This is a genomic window from Nocardia sp. NPDC058244 (genome assembly GCF_042882065.1).
Taxonomy (GTDB): domain Bacteria; phylum Actinomycetota; class Actinomycetes; order Mycobacteriales; family Mycobacteriaceae; genus Nocardia.
On the sequence record NZ_JBHVWX010000003.1, the window covers coordinates 315997 to 335298 of the forward strand.

A 19302-nucleotide genomic window follows, 5' to 3' on the forward strand; every position below is an offset into this window, starting at 1 on the left:
TCACAGTATACACCGCACCAAACAGTTTGGTTTGGGCATCGGCAACAGTCTGTTATCGCGAGGCCGCCACTAAGGAGGCCGGATACGTCCCTTCGCGCAGCATCCACGGTGCCGGATCCGGCCCGTGCCTGCCGTCGAACTCACTGAACGCGAACGCGCGCTCGACCTCGTCGTGGACACGGGCGACCAGCGGCGCCCACTCCCGGCGCGTGACGATCAGGAACCGCCGGTCCCGCATCGCTTCGACCACCAGCTCACCGACGCGATCGGGATCGATCACCGGCACCCGCCGCGCACCGATCCACTCCCCCGGCTCGTCGCCCGGCGCCGTCGGCGGGCTCGCGCACAACAGGGACACCCCGATATCGGTGTCACGCAGTTCGTCGCGCAACACCATGGAGAATCCGACGCTGGCGAAATGGGCGGAGGCGTCCGCGCCGACCCGGCTCATCGGCACGATCCCGGCCATGGAGGCGATGGTGGTGATGTGCGCACGGCCACCGCGGCGCTTGAACCGCGGCAGCAGGGTCGAGACACCGATGAACTGGGCATCGACAGTGACCCGGTGCACCCGCTGCCACCTCGCCAGCGAGGTTCGATCGACCGGTCCGCCCGCGCTGACCCCGGCGTTGTTGCACAGGATCGAGATCGGACCGAGCGCCGCTTCCGCCCGATCCACGGCGGCGGCCCACTGCCGTGGATCGGTCACGTCGAGGTCGACGGCGGTGACCGCACCCCCGCCGGCGGCCAGCCGGCCGGCGGCATCGGCGAGCGACGAGCCGGGGTCGTCGGCGAGCGCGACTCGGGCGCCCAGGGCGACGAGCGCCTTGGCGACGCCGAGACCGACGCCGGATGCCGCGCCGGTGACGAACGCCGTTTCTCCTGCGGGCCACACCATCGTGTTCTCCTCTCCGCACCGTGTCCGGAAACCGATTACCGCACCGGCGACACCCCGGACGCGGAAGCGCGCTGGATGGCGTCGAAGACCGCCGGGTCGACCAGGGTGGACGTATCGCCGAGTTCCCTGCCTTCGGCGACGTCCCGGAGCAGACGGCGCATGATCTTGCCGGATCGGGTCTTGGGCAACTCCGGCACGACGGTGATCTCGCGCGGCTTGGCGATCGGTGAGATCTCCAGTGCCACTTGCGTCCGCAGTTCGCCGGCCAGACATTCTCCGGCGTCCTCGAAGCCGGTGCGCACAACGACGAAGGCAACGATCGCCTGCCCGGTGGTGTCGTCGGCGGTCCCGACGACCGCGGCCTCGGCGACCGCCGGGTGACTCACCAGCGCGGATTCGACCTCGGCGGTGGAGATCCGGTGTCCGGACACGTTCATGACGTCGTCGACGCGGCCCAGCACGTGCAGGGCGCCCGCGTCGTCGTAGCGCGCACCGTCACCGGCGAAATACCAGCCCCGGTCGGCGAACCGTGACCAGTAGGTGTCGCGATACCGCTCGTCGTCACCCCAGATACCGCGCAGCATCGACGGCCACGGCTGGTCCAGGACCAGATAGCCGGCCTCGCCGGGGGCCACCGGCTCGCCGTTGTCGTCGACCACCGCGGCGCCGATGCCGGGCAGTGCCGCCATGGCCGCGCCCGGTGTGGCCGCCGTGACGCCGGGCAGCGGCGAGATCATCACGGCCCCGGTCTCGGTCTGCCACCAGGTGTCGACGATCGGGCAGCGGCCTCCGCCGATGACCTCGTGGAACCACCGCCAGGCTTCGGGATTGATCGGCTCCCCGACCGAGCCGAGCAGTCGCAGCGAACCCATATCGTGCCCGTCCGGGATCTCGCGGCCCCACTTCATGAAGGTGCGGATCAAGGTCGGTGCGATGTAATAGGTGGTGACGCCGTACTTTTCGATGATCTCGAAGTGCCGGTGCTCGTCGGGGGTGTTGGGCGTGCCCTCGTAGAGCACCGTGGTGGCGCCGTTGGCCAGCGGCCCGTACACGAGATAGGAGTGCCCGGTGATCCAGCCGATGTCCGCCCCGCACCAGAAGACATCGCTGTCCTCCTTGTGGTCGAACACGTAGTGGAAGGTGTAGGCGGCCTGGGTCAGATAGCCGCCGGAGGAATGCACGATGCCCTTGGGCTGCCCGGTCGTTCCCGAGGTGTAGAGCAGGAACAGCGGGTGCTCGGCGGCGAACGCCGCGGGCTCGTGGGTGTCGTCCGCGACCCCGACGGTCTCGTCCCACCAGACGTCGCGGCCCTCGACCCACGGCAGCGCCGGATCGTGTCCGGTCCGCCGCACGACGAGCACCCGCTCGACCGAGGGAGCCGCGTCGGATCCGCTGCCGAGAGCGGCATCGACGTTGGCCTTCAACGCGACCGGGTGGCCACGTCGGTATTGCCCGTCGGTGGTGATGACGAGTTCGGCCCCGGCATCGTCGATCCGGGAGCGCAACGCCCCGGCCGAGAACCCGGCGAACACCACCGAGTGGGTCAGCCCGAGCCGGGCGCAGGCCAGCATCGAGACGATCGCCTCGGGCACCATCGGCAGGTAGATCGCCACCCGGTCACCGGCGGTCAGGCCGATCGAGGTGAAGTAGTTGGCGGCCCGGCTCACCTCGGCGAGCAACTGCCGATAGGTCAGGTCACGGGAGTCGCCGGGTTCGCCGACCCAGTGGATCGCCACCCGCTCGCCCTTCCCGGCGGCGACGTGCCGGTCGAGGCAGTTGACCGCCACGTTCAGGGTCCCGTCGGCGAACCATCGCGCGAACGGCGCGTCCGACCAGTCCAGGACGTCGGTGAACGCGGTCGCCCAGTCCAGGCGCCGGGCCTGCTCGGCCCAGAAGCCGAGCCGATCCGCCGCCCGGTCGTAGAGCGTCGCGTCGGCATTCGCTTGCGCGGCAAAGGCTTCGGACGGTGCGTACACCGCCGGTGTCGCGTCGTCGGTCATCGATGAATGCGGTCCCACGATCCAGCCCACTCAGCGTTCCAGCGCACGACGGATGAATTCGTCCCGCGCGGCGAGCGAGGCCTGCGACAGCGCGGGCTGGCGGATCCCGATGTCGAATCCGTGGAATCCACCGCCCCACACATGCAGGTCGACGCTGACACCGGCCTGGGACAGCCGCTGGGCGTAGTCGACAGCCTCGTCGCGGAAGCCCTCGGCCGAGCCGACATCGATGAAGGTGCGGGGCAGCCCGGCCAGATCCGTGGCGCGCGCGGGTGCCGCGTAGGGGCTGACATCGTCGGTGCCGCGGCGGTCGCCGAGCAGCGCGGTCCAGGCCCACAGGTTCTCGTTGCGATCCCACGCGCCTTCGCCGTCGAGCATCTGCGCGCTGTGGGTCTGCAGACGGTCGTCGAGCATCGGGCACCCCAGGATCTGGTGCGACAGCGCGGGAAAACCGCGATCGCGGGCCAGCAACGCGACACCCGCGGCGAGGTTGCCGCCACCACTGAAACCGATCGCGATCATGTGCTCGGCATCGACGTCCAGCTCCTCCGCGTGCTGGGCGACCCAGCGTAGGCCCGCATAGCAGTCCTCGACCGGCACCGGGTAGGGATGCTCGGGGGCCAGCCGGTATTCGATCGACGCCACGACCGCCTTGCCCTCGGCGACGTAGGGCAGCATCTCGGCGAGCGCGCTGTACCGGTTGCCCGCGACGACACCACCGCCGTGGATGTAGTAGAGCACCGGCCACGGACCGGTCCCGGCGGCCGGTGTGAGCACGGCCAGCTCCAGCTCGCCGTCGGGTCCGGGAACAGTGTGCTCGTCGACCCGGACGGCGCCGCCCGCGGTGAAGTCGGGCATGGGCTGCCCGGGCAGGCCGGTGGTCGACAGTTCGCGGACCGCGTCCAGCGTGTCGGTGCTCAGCCAGGGCACCAGGGAGCGAAAGGCCTGCAGCGGAGCGACCAGCTCGGCGTCGAACGGAGGCCGGACGGGGGTGCCGGTGAACGGGGTGGTGTAGGTCATGCCGACCATTCAATCCCCGGGTCGAGCACGGTCGTAGCCACCAAACGACGTGAACACCGCCCGAAACATCCGCCAGTTGGCGGGCCGGCGGTCGATCGGCGGCGGCAACCCGCCAGTCGGCGGCGAAACGATCCGGAAATCAGGGTCATCGGCGGGACCGTGCCCGGCGTCCCGCGGCGCACGATCGAAGGACAGGCACTACCAGACCGCGTCTTCTCGCCGTCGCACTGATGACGAAGCGAGAAAACGCGAATCACCCTCGAAATTAGATAGATCAATCTAGAATCGACGTGTCGACGCATCGCGGACGGCCAGCACATGCGTACCTACTGAACACTCCGCCGAGCCGGCGGCCGCAGTCGGTGACGCAATCCTCGCGGACCGACCGGGGTTCCCGTTCGGTGGCGAGTTCAGTGGAAAGGAAACACACGATGGAAAAGTTCACGCTGCCGGAGATGGAAGCGCTGCTCGCCGTACACGAGGCGGCCGAGTTCGAGCTCGATCTCGATGCCACCATGGAGACCCTGGTGGAGAACCCCATCTACGAGCTGCCGACACTCGGCTGGCATATCGAAGGCCGGGCGGCGGTCCGCGAAACCTATCAGCGCATGCTGCCCGGCGGCGAGAAGCGAAACATCTGGGCCGACAAGCGGGTACACGCAATCAGCGAGAACACGCTGTGTCGCGAGGCGTACGTGTATTTCGACACCGACGAGGGACGCAAAACCGGCCGGTACATGGCGGTGATCGTCTTCTCGGGTAATCGCATCCTCGGCGAACGGATGTTCATGGACACCACCTTCGCCACGGCGATGACCGAAATCCTCGGCCCCGACTTCGGCGACCTGCCCGGCGTCTCCCGGCTCGAGGACATGAGCCCGCCGCCGGTGCCGCGCCTGGACCGCGCGGCCGTCCACGCCGCCAACCCCAACCACTGATCGCCGGCGGTGCGGGTCGAGACGCAGACACTACGTCTCGACCCGCGCTGTCAGTTCAGGAGTCCCGCGATATCGGACTTGATCTGTTCCGGTGTCACGGTCGATTCGTATCGGCGGATCACCGCGCCGTCGCGGCCGACGAGGAATTTCGTGAAGTTCCATTTCACTTCATCGGTGCCGAGCGCTTCCGGGCGGGTGGCCTCGATATGCGTATACAGCGGACCGGCGGAGGGGCCGAAATCGCCCGGTGCTTCCGCGCGGAGATAGGTGAACAGCGGGTCCGCCTCGGGACCGTTCACGTCGACCTTGCCGAACACCGGGAAGGTGACGCCGTAACTCGTGGAGCAGAATTCCTGGATCTCGGCGTCGGCACCCGGTTCCTGGCCACCGAATTGGTTGCACGGGAATCCGAGGATCTCCAGCCCGCGCTCCCGGCTGTCTTTGTACAGCGCTTCCAGTCCTTCGTATTGCGGCGTGAAGCCACACTTGCTTGCCACATTGACGATGAGCACCACGCGGCCGTTGTAGTCGTCGAGCGAACGCTGTTCCCCGTCCGCGGTGGCGACCGAGAATTTGTGAATTGTCATACGGCCAAGGGTATTTGAGGTCCCGTATTTATGCAACGCCCCCCGTGACATATTTGCTGCCTATACTGCCGTGATGACATCGCCCCGGCCGCGCGGCCGTCCTCGCGACACCACCGTCGACGAGCGCGTACTCGACGCCGCGGTCGAGGAGCTGGCCGACAAGGGCATCGCGGAGTTCAGCATCACAGCGGTGGCCGCCCGCGCCCGCGCCGCCAAGCGCAGCATCTACGCGCGCTGGCCCCAGCGCGAGGACCTCATCCTGGCGGCGATGTCGACGCTGGCGGCCGGGCTGGTGCCGCCGCACACCGGAACGATCACCGGCGACCTGACGGTCCTGCTCGACCAGATCGCGGCCGTGTTCGTCGAGCCGCGATTGACCATCCTGCAGCGCTGTACGGCAGAGATCGCCGAGTACCCGGACATGTACGCCGCCTTCAAACGGGACTCGATCGATCGCTGTCTCGCGGCGATCGAGGACGCGCTGCGCGACGCCGCCACCCGCGGTGAGGTCCGGGCCGATATCGATGCCACCGTCGTCGCCGAGACCATCACCGGCACGCTGATGCTGCGGGCCGCCACCCACCCGCCCAGCGGCCTGCCTGCCGAGCGGCGCCAGGACCTCGTCCGTCTCGTCCTCGACGGCGCGCGGCCACGCGACCGCTGACCCGCGACGCGGACCGCCGTTTGTCGGTGATCGGGACGGGAGCTGCGCCGCCTTGGCGGCTGTAGCGCACCACACAGAACCGGTTCACTGAATGCCGAAGGAGGCGTTCATGACTCAGAACCCATTCTCGTTCGGACCTACCACGGTGCGGCCACCCTACGATCCCGAATTGATCCCCGGCCTCGTCGCGATCCGGTCCGCGATGCCCGCGCTCGGCGACGACACGCTCGAGCTGATGCGATCGATTACCAAGGGGGCGATACCCGGGCAGGATCCCATCGATCTGACCGTCGGTGGCCGGGTCCGGGTCGAGGAGCTCACCATCACCACCGGTGCGGCCGAACTCGCCCTCACCGTGCTCAGTCCCACCGAGGGACAGGGCCCGTGGCCGCTGATCTACTACATCCACGGCGGCGGGATGGTCGCCGGCGGGCGCCATCTGAGCCTGGGCGACCACATCGCGCACGTGGCCGAGGGACGCGCTGTGCTCGCGTCGATCGACTACCGGCTCGCACCCGAATACCCCGATCCCGTTCCGGTCACCGACTGCTACGACGGCCTGCGCTGGTGCGCCGACAACGCCGAGCGCCTGCGCATCGACCCGTCGCACATCGTCGTGACCGGCACCAGCGCCGGTGGCGGCCTGGCCGCGGGCGCCACCCTCATGGCCCGCGACAAGGGCTGTCCCCAGGTGACCCACCAGGTGCTGGTCTGCCCGATGCTCGACGACCGGTTCCAGACCCACAGCTCGACGATGCTCGACGACGACGGGACCTGGGACCGCAACGGCAACCTCTACGGCTGGACCGCCCTGCTCGGCGAACGACGCGGCACCGAAGACGTCTCGTACTACGCGGCACCCGCGCGCGCGAAGGACCTGTCCGGCCTGCCCCGCACGTTCATCGACGTCGGCTCCGCCGAACTGTTCCGCGACGAGGCGATCGACTACGCGACGAACCTGAGCCAGGCCGGGGTGAGCGTCGACCTGCACCTGTGGGGCGGTGGCTTCCATGGCTTCGACAACGTCCCGACCGCGGCCATCGCGCAGGCCGCGTCGTCGACCCGGACGGAGTACATCCGGCGCGCGCTGGAGCGCTGACCCGGACGGCGTCGCCATGATCGGCTGTGCCGTCGGCTGACGTTCGCCGACGGCACAGTCCACCACCGGGATATCCTGACTCTGTCCCTGGTAGATCCGAGTAGCCGATGGCCGACAGCGATCCGTCCCGAACACAGCGTGATGCCGGGTTCGATGTCATCACGGAGCTGAGCACTGCCGGTTTCGCGGACGCCGAGGAGATCGGGCGGGGCGGGTTCGGCGCGGTCTACCGGTGCAGGCAGGTCGGTGTCGAGCGCACGGTGGCGGTGAAGGTGATCACCGAGGAGCTCGACGACAATCACGACCGGTTCCTGCGTGAACAGCAGGCGATGGGACAGCTGACCGGACATCCGAACATCGTGTCCCTGCTGGTGGTCGGCACCACCGAGCACGGTCACCCGTATCTGGTCATGCCGTACTACGAGCGCGGCTCGATCCAGCAGTGCCTGCACCGCGACGGCCCGCTCCCGCTCCAGGACGTGCTCCATCTCGGCGTGAAACTCGCGGGCGCGCTCGAGACGGCCCATCGCACCGGCATTCTGCACCGCGACATCAAACCGGCGAACATCCTGCTCACCGACTACGACGAACCCGCGCTGACCGATTTCGGCATCGCCCACATGACCGGCGGATTCGAGACAACGACCGGGGTCATCACCGGTTCCCCGGCCTTCACCGCTCCCGAGGTCCTCACCGGGGACGCACCCAGCCGGGCCGCCGATGTCTACAGCCTGGGGGCCACCCTGTTCTGCGTGCTGACCGGGCACGCGGCCTTCGAGCGGCGCAGCGGGGAACAGCTGGTCGCGCAATTCCTGCGGATCACCGAGCAACCAGCTCCCCCGCTGCGCGGCAGCGGTTTTCCCGACGACGTGTGCGCCGTCATCGAGGACGCGATGGCGCGGGATCCCGCCGATCGGCCCGACGCCGCGACGATGGGCGAGCGGCTCCGCGAGGCGCAGCGCGGGCACGGCTTCCCGGTCGACCGGCTGCCCGTGCGGTCCGAACCCGGATCCGCGCCGACCGGGCCACCCGAGCCCGCGGCGGCTCGTGACGGCGGGAACCTGCCGATCGAGCTGACCAGTTTCGTCGGTCGCCGGACCGAGCTGGCCGAGGTCACGCAGCTGCTGGCGCGGTCGTCGCTAGTGACGCTCACCGGGATCGGCGGAGTCGGGAAGTCACGGCTCGCCCTCCATGTCGCGCATGAGGTGATGGGAGATTTCGCGGACGGCGTGTGGCTGGTGGAGCTGGGTGAGGTGCGCGATCCGGCCCTGCTGGTCGACGTGGTCGCCGGCGCTCTCGGGCTGCGGGGCCGAGGGGCCGGACCGACCGTCGACGTGCTGGCGGGCTATCTGTCCGCCCGTCGTCTGCTGCTGGTGCTGGACAACTGCGAGCAGGTGATCGACGCCGTCACGTCGCTGACCGAAACCCTGCTCGGCGCCTGCCCGCACCTGCGGATCCTGGCGACCAGCCGCGAAGCGCTCGACCTCGGCGGCGAAGCGGTGCTCGCGGTGCCACCACTCACGATTCCCGACCCGGCGCTCGCGACGCCGAGCACCGCCGGGGACAGCGCCCTGGCGTTGTTCGCCGAACGAGCCGCCGCGGCGGTGCCAGGATTCGGCATCGCCGAGAGCAACCGGGCCTGCGTGACCCGGATCTGTGCCCGCCTCGACGGGCTCCCGCTGGCGATCGAACTCGCCGCGGCCCGGCTCCGGACCCTGTCGCCGGAGCAGATCCTGTCCCGGCTCGACGATCGCTACGGCCTGTTGACGCGCGGCCGCCGTGGTGCCCCGCTGCGCCAGCAGACCCTGCGCTGGTGCATCGGCTGGAGCTACGACCTGTGCACGCCGGACGAGCAGCGCTGGTGGCGCCGGTTGTCGGTGTTCGCCGGTGGCTTCGAGCTCGACGCCGCGGCCCGGCTCTGTGGCGACGATCCGGCCGCCGCGGACATGCTCGACGCGGTCTCCGGGTTGGTCGACAAGTCGATCGTGATCCGCGAAGACCTCGGTGCCACGGTGCGGTTCCGGATGCTGGAGACCGTCGGGGAGTACGGCAGGCAGCGGGCCCAGGACAGCGGTGAGTACGCGGAATGGTCACGGCGACACCGTGAGTGGGCTCTCGACCTGGTGCTGCGCGCGGAGACGGAGTGGATCGGCCCGCACCAGCTCACATGGGTCGCCCGGCTCGAGCGCGAACTGCCCAATGTGCGCACCGCGCTGGAATCCGCCGTCGCCGAGGCGAACGAGACCGCGGTCCGGATGACCAACGCCCTGTATCCCTTCTGGATGATGCGGGGACGCCTCAGCGAAGGCCGCCGCTGGTCTGCCCGGGCGCTGGCCACCCCGTCGACCGGTGCGCCGCTCATCGAACAGGCCGAGGCGCTGCACGCCGCCGTGGCGATGGCGGTGTTGCAACGCGACTTCACCGAAGCCACCGACAGACTCGCCCAGCTCCGGCAGCTGGCCGAGCGGTCCACCGACCCGCTGGTCGGCGCCTTGCACGCGCACGCCGAGGGCAGCGCCGTGCTCATGACCGCCGACGCCGATCCGGCGCGCGCCGACGAGCTGCTGACCGGCGCCCTCGCGATCTACACCGCACTGGGCGAACTCAGCATGCGATTGGACGTGCTGATCTCGCTGGGGTGGTCGTGTGTCCTGCTCGGTGACGCGGCCAGGGCGACCGACTGCTTCGACCAGGTGCTCACCACCACCGAGGCCGCGGGCGAAACGATGCTCCGCTCGTGGGCATTGGCGGCGGCGGGGTATGTCGCCTGGCGCGCAGCGGCGACCTACCGCGCGGTGGACCTGTTGGAGAAGGGCATTCGAGCGGCCCGGCAGGTGCCGGACCCCTTGGTCGCCGCCGCCTGCGTGGAAGAGCTGGCGTGGATCACCGCCGAGCGCGACCGGCACCGGCGCGCGACAGTGCTGATGGGAGCGGCGGACTCGCTGGCCGGTGTCACCGGCAGCTCCCCGTTCGTCTTCCCCGCGCTCCTGCGCCACCGCACGGACTGCGAGCTCGCCTGCCGGGACGCGCTGAGCTCGCGGGTATTCGAGACGAGCCTGCGCCGGGGCGCGGCGATGACCTTCGACGCCGCGGTCGAGTACGCGCTCGGCGAGCGCGCCACCGCTCCGACATCGCGGCGGCACGAATAGCCGCGGCGTGACGCCGACCCTAGACTCGGGTCCCATGGCGACGCGGCTGGTCCAGATCCATCTGAAAGCTCGCGATGACGTCGCGCTCGGCGGATTCTGGGCGGCGGCGCTCGGCTGGCGGATGGACAGCGAGGCGCCGGGGGTGGCCAATCTCGAGCCCGTCGGCTTCGTCTATCCCGATCCCGCCGCGGTCTGTCTCGACATCGTGATCGATCCGGCACCCGAGACGACGCAGAACCGCGTGCACATCGACCTCGCCACCGGCTCCGGCACCGAGCAGGCGGAGCTGGTCGCGCGGCTGCGCGCGCTCGGTGCGACGCCCGCGGACGTGGGCCAGGGCGACGTGCCCTGGACGGTTCTCGCCGACCCGGAGGGCAACGAGTTCTGCGTGCTCGAGCCGCGACCGGTCTACCGCGACACCGGGCCGATCGCCGCGGTGGTCGTCGACTGCGGCGATCCGCGGGCCATGGCCGGATTCTGGGGCGAGGCGATGGACTGGACCGTGCACGAGGTGTCCGACGACTTCGCGACGCTGCGGTCCGCCGCGGGCATCGGCCCCTACCTGGAGTTCCTCCGCAAGCCGGAGCCGAAGACCGTCCGCAACCGCCTCCACCTCGACCTGCGGCCCTATCCCGGCGACGACCACGCCGCGGAGGTGGACCGCCTGCGGACGCTGGGCGCCACCGACCTCGATATCGGCCAGGGTGACGTGCCGTGGACGGTCCTGGCCGATCCGGAGGGCAACGAGTTCTGCGTGCTCACCCCGGCGTGACGTCCCGCGATCCGGCAAACGCCCTGTGATGGGGTCGTGACTCCCCCCTGTTACGTTCGAAAAGAGGCTCGTCCCGGCTGGATCGCGATCCACGATGGAGGCGTCATGAGCGTGTTGTCCAGTGATCTGCAAACACTGAGCTACGAGGCGTATGTCTACCTGTACTCGCTGGTGACGATGGACGTCACCCGCCAGCAGCAGACGAACGCCCCGGCGGACTCCACCCCGGGTTTCGGACCGCCGAACCAATTCCACCACATGCGCTCCTTCCCAGATGTCGATTTTCGCGCGGTCGTGCGGCCGAATTTCGACACGCTGTACTCCTCGGCCTGGCTGGATCTGACCCGCGGCCCGGTCCGCGTCCACGTTCCCGACAGCGGCGACCGGTTCTACATGCTGCCGATCCTGGACGCCTGGACCGATGTCTTCGCCAACCCCGGCAAGCGGACCACCGGCACCGCCGAACAGGACTTCGTCGTCGTGGGGCCCGGGTACGGCGGAGAGCTACCTGCCGGTGTCCCGGTGATCCACTCCCCGACGCCGCACGCCTGGATGATCGGCCGCACCCAGACCAACGGGCCCGCCGACTACGCGGCGGTGCGCGAGTTCCAGGACGGCCTGCGGATCACCGAACTGGGCGACCCGGCACCGTTTCAGCCGGACCCCACCCTGGTCACCGAGACCGAGCCGCTGCGGCAGGTCAACGCGATGTCGGCCACGGAGTTCTTCGAGCGGGCCGCCACGGCGTTGAAGGTCGACCCGCCGCACAGCACCGATTTCTCCCAGCTCGCGCGCATCGCGCTGCTGGGCATCGTGCCCGGCCGGGACTTCGACGCGTCCCGCTTCTCCGCCGCGGACCGCGCCGCGATCGATGCGGGCGTCACCGCCGCGCGCGCCGCGGTGCTGGCGGCGCCGATGGAACTCGCCCAGCCGGTCAACGGGTGGGTCAGTGTGCTGGGCACGATCGGCGTCTACGGCAACAACTACTTCACCCGGTCCGCCATCACGCTGGCGGGCCTGGGCGCCAACCCGCCCGAAGACGCGATCTACCCGCTGCTGGCGACCGACGCCGACGGCGATCCGCTCGTCGGCGACAACGACTACCTGATCCACTTCGACGCGGGGAAACTGCCGCCCGCGGCGGCGTTCTGGTCGATCACCATGTACGACGCCGAAGGGTTCCAGATCCCCAACGAACTCGATCGCTTCGCCATCGGCGACCGAGATCCCTTGCAGTACAACCCGGATGGCTCACTCGACATCCACGTCTCCCGGAAGAACCCGGGACCCGACCGGGAAGCGAACTGGCTGCCCGCGTCCAGCGGGCCACTGGGTATCACCATGCGTCTCTACGCGCCGCGCGCCGAAGCCCTCGACGGGACGTGGGCCCCACCACCGGTACAGCGGCGCCGGGACTGACCGCCGCCCGCGTCGCTGCCGTCCCCGCGGGGCGACGCGGGCCATAGTTGTCGGATGGGTAACCAGACCACGGTCGCCGCCGCGTTCGAACCCCTGCTGCACGCCACCCTGGGTCCACACCCCGCGGTGGGACTCGCGTTCTGGGACGGCAGCGCGATCCAGCCCGAGGGCACGAGCCCCGGCACCCTGCGCGTGCGCTCCGAGGTGGCGCTGCGGCACCTGATCTGGGCGCCCGGCGAACTCGGCCTGGCGCGCGCTTTCGTCTCCGGCACAGTGGATCTCGACGGCGACATCTTCACGATGTTGCGCGCCCTCCAGTCCACCGCACCGAACGACGCCCGCCTCGGCATCGGCGCGGCCTGGCGGGCGATCGGCGCGGCGCGGCGGCTCGGCGCGCTCGGCCGCCGCCCGTCCCCACCGCCGGAGGAGGCGCGGCCGCGGCGCGGCGCGTTGCACACCAGACGGCGCGACGCGGCGGCGATCAGCCATCACTACGACGTCGGCAACGACTTCTACCGGTTGGTGCTCGGCCCGAGCATGACCTACTCGTGCGCGCGGTTCGTCCCGGGCGAGGACGGCTCGCTGGCGCAGGCCCAGCGCGCCAAACACGACCTGGTCTGCCGCAAGCTGGGGTTGGCCGAGCAGCCGGGGATGCGCCTGCTCGACGTGGGATGCGGGTGGGGATCGATGGCGATGCACGCGGCCTCCACCTACGGGGCGCGGGTCGTGGGCGTCACGATCAGCGGCGCTCAGGTCGAGCTCGCCCGCAGGCGAGTCGCCGAGGCGGGGCTGTCCGGCAGTGTCGAGATCCGGCTCGCCGACTATCGGGACCTGCGTGGCGAGGAATTCGACGCCATCTCCTCGATCGGCATGTTCGAACACGTCGGCTCCCGGCGCGCCGCCGAGTACTTCGACACCCTGCGCGCTCTGCTGCACCCGCGCGGCCGGTTGCTCAACCACGCCATCTCCTCGCCGGGTGGCTCCACCATGCGGAACCGCTCCTTCATCGGGCGCTATGTCTTCCCGGACGGCGAACTCCTCGACGTGGGCGAGGTCGTCCTGGCCATGGAGCGCGCCGGATTCGAGGTTCGCGACGTCGAGTCCTTGCGCGAGCACTACGCGCGCACCCTGCGCCAGTGGGTCGCGAATCTCGAAAATGGTTGGGAGCAGGCGGTTTCCCTCGTCGGCGAGGGACGAGCACGCGTCTGGCGGCTCTATATGGCCGCCTCCGCGCTGGGCTTCGAGGACGGCGGACTCGGTATCCACCAGGTCCTCGGCGTCGTCGCGGAAGCGAGGGGCGAGGCCGCCATGCCCCCGACCCGACGGCTCTGGGAACAGGAGACGGGGTAATCCCGCATCCCGCTGCCGCGCTTCATCCGCTCCGGGTCGTCCGGGCCTGCGCCCCCGCGGGCCAGTCACGCGGAATGCCCAGGATGGCGCTCGCCCCACGGATCGCGGCCAGCACGGCGTGCAGGTCGTCGAATCCCTGTCCGAAGACCTCGGTGCGATCGTCGATGCGGAACGGGCACAGGCAGGTGTGCGGGCTGGACGGGTCCCGACGGGGGCGACCGAGCACGATCACCACCGGTCCGGTGGCGGTGTCGACGGCACGTGCCCCCAGCGGCGGACCGAACTCGCGGGCGGTCGCCCCGGAGGTGCCGCCACGCGGCCGGCCTGCCACGGGGTCGCGCCGCCGATGCGGGTCGGCCACGAGGTCGGTGGAGCCGAATCGGGCTGTCGCACCGGGGATATCGATCAGCGCCGCGTAGACGGCCGCCAACCGGTCCGGGCCGCGGACGCGATGGGTGCGCGTGCCCGCGACGCGATAGGTGCAGTGCCAGTCCTGCGTCATGGTGTCCTGCCGCGGATCGGCGATCTCCACGCCGATCTCGTTGTCGCCGTCCCGGACGGTGCTCGCCACGACTACTTCGCCCAGCTCACTGTTCACAGTTCCTCCTGATGGGTCCGTGGTCCGACGGGTGCGCGGGCACACCCTCGGACCGGATGTGACCGCGGTGCGGAGGGAGTTCGCGCCGCGCCCGTCGGGAGATGGGTGGAGATCGTGGACTCGCGTGCTCAGCGGACGGTCACCACCCGGGTGTGCCTGCCGGTGGCGCCGTCGGGGAACGGGGTGGTGCGGGCCTCGGTCTGGACGATGCCGGCGCCGTCGACGGCGCGGACACGCAGCGTGTGGGTTCCCGGCGTGGCCGCCCACGTCCAGGTCCACTGGCGCCAGGTGTCGAGGGAGTAGGCCGTGGCGAGGGCGGCGGGCTGCCACGGCCCGTCGTCCACCTGCACGTCGACGGCGGTGATCCCGCGTCCCTGCGCCCAGGCGACTCCGGCCACCGTCACCGGCCCGGCGGCGAGGGTCGCGAACGCGGCGGGGACATCGATCCGCGACGCGGTCTTGATGGGTGCGCGTTCCGACCAGCCGCGCTCGGTCCAATACGCGCGGGCCAGGTCGAACCGGGTGAGTTCCAGGTCGACGACCCATTTGGTGGCCGAGACGTAACCGTAGAGACCGGGCACGATCATCCGCACCGGATAGCCGTGCGCGACGGGCAGCGCCGCGCCGTTCATGGCCACCGCCAGCAGTGCGTCCGGGTTGCCGAGGACCGCGGCCAGCGGGGTTCCGGCGGTGAAACCGTCCACGCTGCGCGACAGGATCATGTCGGCGCCGGGCGCGGGCCCCGCCTCCGCCAGCAGGTCGGCGAGGCGATAGCCGGTCCAGGTGGCGGTCCCGGCGAGCGTGCCGCCGACTTCGTTCGACACACAGGTCAGCGTGATCAGGGACTCGACGGCGCGGCGAGCGCTCAGGGTGTCGAAGTCCAGCACGATCTCCCGGTCCACCATCCCGTGGACGCGCAGCCGCCACTGCGCGCGGGTCAGCGACGGCAGCTGCAACGCCGTATCGATGCGATAGAACTCCGCGGTCGGCGTGACGAACCGGGTCAGACCGGGCACCGGAAGGTCCGTCTCGGGCAGGACCGGCGGTGCCGGATCGGCGACGCGTGGTGGCACGAAAGCCGCACGGTCGGCACCGATATCGCGCAACCGGGCACCGATGACCCGGCCGGCGGCACCCGCCGCGATCGCCCCGGCGGTCACCCCAGCGACGGCCAGCAGGAAGCCACGCCGGGTGAGCCCGTCACCGGGCCGCCGAGCGGCCGGAACGACGAACAGCACACACAGCGCGGCGATTCCCGCGCCGGTTCCCGCCAGCGCGGGCAGCGCGAAGTCCGGACCCGCGCCCGGCCGGCGCACCGCGAGCACGGCGACAGCCACCCCCAGCGCCCCCAGGACCGCGGCACCGGCCGCCGGACTGCGACGGGCGAGCAGCCCGATCAGCGCGGCGGCGGCCGCCATCACCGCGACCATCGTGATCGCCAGCGCCAGTTTGTCGTTCGTGCCGAACCAGCGGATAGCGCTGTCTTTCAACCACTTCGGCGTGTGGTCGACGACGGTGTCCCCGAGGACGAAGAACGGGGAGGCGGCCGGATCGACGAACACGGCGACGAGATGCCCGACCCCGATCACCGTCGCGGCGGCGGCCATCGCCGCCGACGCGGCGGCGATGCGCCCCGGTGGCCATGGGGAGGGCGCGATACGGCGGACCATGCTGTCACTCCTGAGGGGTCGAGTGCCGGCGCGGCCCGCCGTGTGCGGGTCAGCCGACGGTCATGCTGACGATCGCCGGGGTGGTCGGACCGGCCGATCCACCGGCGGGTTCGACCGTCACCGCGAGGGTGTCGGCGGTGTCGACGGCGGTCACCACCGCGGCGGGCCCGTCCATGACCGCTACCGAGCGGGGCGCACCACCCGCGGGCACGCGCCACAGCTGGTAGGCGCGGTCGGCGGGCAGTGCGGGCATGTCGTGGAACGACACCGCCGCGGCGCCCAGTGCCGTGGATTGATGCACCGTCATCTCGCCGCCGCCGGTGATCGCGACCGACGACTCCCGGCTGTCCGGCTCGTCGAGGACCTGCTGCGCGGTGATCGCGCCGGTGTCGTCGTTCGCGCGGTCGAGCACGACCGCCACCCCGGCGCCGACGCCGACCGCGACGACCGCGGCCGCTGCGGCGGTGAGCCAGCGCAACCGCCAGCGCCTGCCGAGTGGGTCCCGCCGGGCGAGCGGACGCACCTGCGGATCGAGTCGGTCCAGTGCCCGCAGCAGCGCGGATTCCAGCCGGGCGGGCGGCGGCACCGAGTCGGACACGGTCAACGCGGCCATGGTCTCCCGGATGCGGTGCACGGCGTCGAGGAACGCCGCCGCGCGCTCGGGATCCGCCGCGGCGAGTTCGTCGTCGACGGCGCGCCGCTGGCGGGGATCGAGCGCGTCGAGGGCGTAGGGATAGGGGTCGTCGAGCCACGGCCGAGGGGTCCGCCGATCTGTCTCGCTCATCGGGAATTCCCTCCGGTCAAACAGTTTTCGAGTCGTTTCAAGCCGTCCCTGATCCGGCTCTTCACCGTCGGCAACGGCACGTCCAGGGTCTCGGAGACCTCGGCGTAGGTGCGCCCGCTGTAGTAGGCCAGCGCCACCGCCTCACGCTGCAGGTCGGTCATCGTCGCGAGACAGTCCTGGACCGACTGCTCGTCGAGCCGCTGGGTGACCTCCTCGGCCACGATGTCGTGGTCACGGCCGAGGTGGGTGTGCCCGAACACCAGGTCACGGCTGGTCGCGGAGTGTTCGGCGCGGACCCGGTCGACCGCGCGGCGGTGGGTCAGCATCATCAACCAGCCGATCGGGCTGGCCTTGCCCGCGTCGTACTCGCCCGCCAGCGACCAGGCCTGCAGGAACACCTCCTGCGCGATGTCCTCGGCGGCGCCGTGGTTGCGCACCACCCGCAGCGCGAGCCCGAACACCCGCGGGCTGGTGGCCCGGTAGAACTCGGCGAAGGCCGTCCGGTCCCCGGACGCGATCTCGCCGAGCAGCGTCACCAGGCGCGCTTGCACCGCGTGGTCGGTCCGGGTCGGCGCCGGGCAGGCGGGCGCCGGGTCGGCGACCACGCGCAGCCGGATCGGCGAGGAGCCCGGACGGTTCGTCATCGTGTGGTCCCTGCGTGCGTCAGCATGAGAGGGACTTCGGCCAGCCCCGCGGTACGGATGGGCGCCACCGAAGACTTTCTCTCGTGACTCTACGGCCCTCGGCGGCGTGACCATCGTCGACCTCACGCCGCGGGTGGCAGGAGCACGCTGTCGATCAGGTAGACCGTCGCGTTCGCCGTGCGCACGCCGCCGCAGATCACGGACGCGCCGTCGACCTGCAGGTTGTCACCGGAACCGGTCACCGTGACGTCGGCGCCCTCGACGGTCTTGTGGGTGCCCGTGACCTGCGACGGCGACAGCTGACCCGGCACCACGTGGTAGGTCAGGATCTGGGTGAGCGTGGCCGAATCGGTCTTCAGCGCTTCGACGGTGGCCGGATCGACCTTCGCGAAGGCGGAGTCGACGGGCGCGAAGACGGTGAACTGGCCGCCGTTGAGGGTGTCGACCAGGTTGACCTGCGGGTTGAGCTTCCCCGACACCGCCGCGACGAGGGTGGTGAGCATCGGGTTGTTGGACGCGGCGACGGCCACCGGGTCCTGGGCCATGCCGCTCACCGAGCCAGGGCCGGTCGGGACCTGGGCGGCATACTCGGCGCAGCCGGGGCCGACCAGGCCCGACGCGTCGGCGCCGGTCGCGGCGGAGGTGGTGGTCATCGGTGCGGACGAGGTCGCCGACGAGGTGGTCGAATCGTCGTCGGAACAGGCGGCGGCGCCCAGCACCGAGCCGAGGAGTGCTGCCGCCAGGAGTGTGCTGCGCAGGGATCGCATGGTGGTTTCCGTCGCTTCCGGGAGGGCGGCGAGCTGCCGCGCTGGAGTGGTGCAACGGAGTTCGGCCAGCCCACCCGGCCGGATGGCTCTGGTCGGAATCCGGATCCCGACCCGCGGCGGGTGCCGAGGTGAGCGGGGCCCATCCCCCCGCGGTGCGCGATTCGTGCAGTATGGGTCTTATGCCCCATTCGAATCCTGTAGCCGCGTGGAAGTCCCTGCGTGATGGAAACGACCGTTTCGTCACCGATACCCTGCAGCATCCCAGCCAGGGTGCCGCCGATCGCGCCAAGCTGGCCGGTGGCCAGCAGCCCTCGGCGATCCTGTTCGGGTGTGGTGACTCGCGGGTCGCCGCCGAGATCATCTTCGACCGCGGGCTCGGGGACATGTTCGTCGTGCGCACCGCCGGTCACGTGGTGGACAGCTCGGTGCTCGGTTCGATCGAGTACGGCGTCGGGGTGCTGCAGGTGCCGCTGATCGTCGTCCTCGGCCACGACTCCTGCGGCGCGGTCGCCGCCACCATCGACGCCCTCGACAACGGGACGGTGCCCGGTGGGTTCATCCGCAGCGTTGTCGAACGTGTCACGCCGTCGATCCTGCTCGGGCGCCGGGAGGGCCTGACCAACGTCGACGAGCTGGAAGCCCGCCACGTCGAGGAGACCGCGCGCCTGCTCATGCAACGGTCGTCGACGATCTCCGAGCGCGTCGAGGCCGGCGCGCTGGCCATCGCCTGTGTGACCTACAACCTCGCCGACGGGCGCGCCCAGTTGCGCAGCGTCATCGGCGATATCGGCGAGTGCCTCGCCCTGGCTGCCGGACGTGGGGGCGGTTGTGGACGCGCTGGTCGAGGCGAGCAACAGCGCCCCGGACGGCGGAAGCCGGCTCGCCTACTGAAAGGGCGGTGGCGGCCGCCCGGCGGGCAGTGGGGGCGGCGGCCACGGTGGTC

General features: G+C 70.6%; 16 protein-coding genes and 1 pseudogene. 8 read left to right on the forward strand and 9 right to left on the reverse strand.

The features are described from left to right. Positions 1–52: 52 nt before the first annotated feature. Genes ACFVW6_RS11165 through ACFVW6_RS11175 form a run of 3 tightly spaced genes read right to left on the reverse strand, consistent with a single transcriptional unit; the run spans position 53 to position 3918 of the window. The gene (locus ACFVW6_RS11165; RefSeq protein ID WP_378831362.1) at positions 53–898 is read right to left on the reverse strand and encodes an SDR family NAD(P)-dependent oxidoreductase; all 846 of its coding nucleotides are present in this window, start codon (positions 896–898) and stop codon (positions 53–55) included. A 35-nt stretch (positions 899–933) separates the two neighbouring features. After that, positions 934–2898, reverse strand: a complete 1965-nt coding sequence (acs, locus tag ACFVW6_RS11170; protein ID WP_378831364.1) for an acetate--CoA ligase — start codon at positions 2896–2898, stop codon at positions 934–936. 30 nt (positions 2899–2928) lie between these two features. Beyond that, the gene (locus tag ACFVW6_RS11175; RefSeq protein WP_378831367.1) at positions 2929–3918 is read right to left on the reverse strand and encodes an alpha/beta hydrolase; all 990 of its coding nucleotides are present in this window, start codon (positions 3916–3918) and stop codon (positions 2929–2931) included. A gap of 431 nt (positions 3919–4349) precedes the next feature. On the opposite strand from ACFVW6_RS11175, the gene ACFVW6_RS11180 reads away from it, so the two are divergent. After that, positions 4350–4856 carry a hypothetical protein gene (locus ACFVW6_RS11180; RefSeq protein ID WP_378831369.1) on the forward strand — a complete coding sequence of 169 codons (507 nt, stop codon included), beginning with the start codon at positions 4350–4352 and terminating at the stop codon, positions 4854–4856. Between the two features lie 50 nt (positions 4857–4906). On the opposite strand, the gene ACFVW6_RS11185 is transcribed toward ACFVW6_RS11180, so the two are convergent. Beyond that, positions 4907–5443 (reverse strand): glutathione peroxidase, encoded by a 537-nt coding sequence (locus ACFVW6_RS11185; RefSeq protein ID WP_355279553.1) that lies wholly within the window; start codon positions 5441–5443, stop codon positions 4907–4909. Positions 5444–5516: 73 nt separating this feature from the next. Here ACFVW6_RS11185 and ACFVW6_RS11190 point away from each other — a divergent pair, with 73 nt between their 5' ends. The 6 genes from ACFVW6_RS11190 to ACFVW6_RS11215 all read left to right on the forward strand — a co-directional run bounded on the left by ACFVW6_RS11190 (position 5517) and on the right by ACFVW6_RS11215 (position 13896). Then, positions 5517–6107 (forward strand): TetR-like C-terminal domain-containing protein, encoded by a 591-nt coding sequence (locus ACFVW6_RS11190; RefSeq protein ID WP_378831371.1) that lies wholly within the window; start codon positions 5517–5519, stop codon positions 6105–6107. Positions 6108–6216: 109 nt separating this feature from the next. Further along, on the forward strand, positions 6217–7206 hold the full coding sequence (locus ACFVW6_RS11195) for an alpha/beta hydrolase (RefSeq protein ID WP_378831374.1): 990 nt from the start codon (positions 6217–6219) through the stop codon (positions 7204–7206). 107 nt (positions 7207–7313) lie between these two features. Continuing rightward, entirely contained in the window at positions 7314–10355 is a 3042-nt protein-coding gene (locus tag ACFVW6_RS11200) for a protein kinase (protein WP_378831376.1), read from the forward strand. Positions 10356–10389: 34 nt separating this feature from the next. After that, positions 10390–11127, forward strand: coding sequence for a VOC family protein (locus ACFVW6_RS11205; protein WP_378831379.1), 738 nt, complete (start codon positions 10390–10392; stop codon positions 11125–11127). A gap of 105 nt (positions 11128–11232) precedes the next feature. Beyond that, a complete protein-coding gene (locus ACFVW6_RS11210) occupies positions 11233–12546 on the forward strand; it encodes a DUF1254 domain-containing protein (RefSeq protein ID WP_378831381.1) in 1314 nt (437 codons plus the stop codon). Between the two features lie 54 nt (positions 12547–12600). Then, positions 12601–13896, forward strand: a complete 1296-nt coding sequence (locus ACFVW6_RS11215) for a class I SAM-dependent methyltransferase (RefSeq protein WP_378831383.1) — start codon at positions 12601–12603, stop codon at positions 13894–13896. 22 nt (positions 13897–13918) lie between these two features. Here ACFVW6_RS11215 and ACFVW6_RS11220 read toward each other — a convergent pair whose 3' ends face one another. From ACFVW6_RS11220 to ACFVW6_RS11240, 5 genes are all read right to left on the reverse strand, one after another. Continuing rightward, the gene (locus ACFVW6_RS11220; protein WP_365014493.1) at positions 13919–14494 is read right to left on the reverse strand and encodes a hypothetical protein; all 576 of its coding nucleotides are present in this window, start codon (positions 14492–14494) and stop codon (positions 13919–13921) included. Positions 14495–14622: 128 nt separating this feature from the next. Then, the gene (locus tag ACFVW6_RS11225; protein ID WP_378831387.1) at positions 14623–16164 is read right to left on the reverse strand and encodes a molybdopterin-dependent oxidoreductase; all 1542 of its coding nucleotides are present in this window, start codon (positions 16162–16164) and stop codon (positions 14623–14625) included. 49 nt (positions 16165–16213) lie between these two features. After that, positions 16214–16948 carry an anti-sigma factor domain-containing protein gene (locus ACFVW6_RS11230; RefSeq protein ID WP_378831389.1) on the reverse strand — a complete coding sequence of 245 codons (735 nt, stop codon included), beginning with the start codon at positions 16946–16948 and terminating at the stop codon, positions 16214–16216. Beyond that, the gene (sigK, locus tag ACFVW6_RS11235) at positions 16945–17592 is read right to left on the reverse strand and encodes an ECF RNA polymerase sigma factor SigK (RefSeq protein ID WP_378831392.1); all 648 of its coding nucleotides are present in this window, start codon (positions 17590–17592) and stop codon (positions 16945–16947) included. The genes ACFVW6_RS11230 and sigK overlap by 4 nt, the downstream gene beginning before the upstream one ends. Before the next feature lie 122 nt (positions 17593–17714). Beyond that, positions 17715–18359: a fasciclin domain-containing protein gene (locus ACFVW6_RS11240; protein ID WP_357348993.1), complete on the reverse strand. Its 645-nt coding sequence runs from the start codon at positions 18357–18359 to the stop codon at positions 17715–17717. A gap of 179 nt (positions 18360–18538) precedes the next feature. Between ACFVW6_RS11240 and ACFVW6_RS11245 the strand changes: the two are divergent. Then, positions 18539–19153 (forward strand): annotated as a pseudogene (locus ACFVW6_RS11245) (carbonic anhydrase); the annotation flags it as partial. Between the last annotated feature and the right edge of the window lie 149 nt (positions 19154–19302).

Excerpts from the sequence above, each read along its gene's own strand:
- ACFVW6_RS11165 (WP_378831362.1), bottom strand. The coding sequence starts at position 898 with ATGGTGTGGCCCGCAGGAGAAACGGCGTTCGTCACCGGCGCGGCATCC.
- acs (WP_378831364.1), bottom strand. The coding sequence starts at position 2,898 with ATGACCGACGACGCGACACCGGCGGTGTACGCACCGTCCGAAGCCTTT.
- ACFVW6_RS11175 (WP_378831367.1), bottom strand. The coding sequence starts at position 3,918 with ATGACCTACACCACCCCGTTCACCGGCACCCCCGTCCGGCCTCCGTTC.
- ACFVW6_RS11180 (WP_378831369.1), top strand. The coding sequence starts at position 4,350 with ATGGAAAAGTTCACGCTGCCGGAGATGGAAGCGCTGCTCGCCGTACAC.
- ACFVW6_RS11185 (WP_355279553.1), bottom strand. The coding sequence starts at position 5,443 with ATGACAATTCACAAATTCTCGGTCGCCACCGCGGACGGGGAACAGCGT.
- ACFVW6_RS11190 (WP_378831371.1), top strand. The coding sequence starts at position 5,517 with ATGACATCGCCCCGGCCGCGCGGCCGTCCTCGCGACACCACCGTCGAC.
- ACFVW6_RS11195 (WP_378831374.1), top strand. The coding sequence starts at position 6,217 with ATGACTCAGAACCCATTCTCGTTCGGACCTACCACGGTGCGGCCACCC.
- ACFVW6_RS11200 (WP_378831376.1), top strand. The coding sequence starts at position 7,314 with ATGGCCGACAGCGATCCGTCCCGAACACAGCGTGATGCCGGGTTCGAT.
- ACFVW6_RS11205 (WP_378831379.1), top strand. The coding sequence starts at position 10,390 with ATGGCGACGCGGCTGGTCCAGATCCATCTGAAAGCTCGCGATGACGTC.
- ACFVW6_RS11210 (WP_378831381.1), top strand. The coding sequence starts at position 11,233 with ATGAGCGTGTTGTCCAGTGATCTGCAAACACTGAGCTACGAGGCGTAT.
- ACFVW6_RS11215 (WP_378831383.1), top strand. The coding sequence starts at position 12,601 with ATGGGTAACCAGACCACGGTCGCCGCCGCGTTCGAACCCCTGCTGCAC.
- ACFVW6_RS11225 (WP_378831387.1), bottom strand. The coding sequence starts at position 16,164 with ATGGTCCGCCGTATCGCGCCCTCCCCATGGCCACCGGGGCGCATCGCC.
- ACFVW6_RS11230 (WP_378831389.1), bottom strand. The coding sequence starts at position 16,948 with ATGAGCGAGACAGATCGGCGGACCCCTCGGCCGTGGCTCGACGACCCC.
- sigK (WP_378831392.1), bottom strand. The coding sequence starts at position 17,592 with ATGACGAACCGTCCGGGCTCCTCGCCGATCCGGCTGCGCGTGGTCGCC.
- ACFVW6_RS11240 (WP_357348993.1), bottom strand. The coding sequence starts at position 18,359 with ATGCGATCCCTGCGCAGCACACTCCTGGCGGCAGCACTCCTCGGCTCG.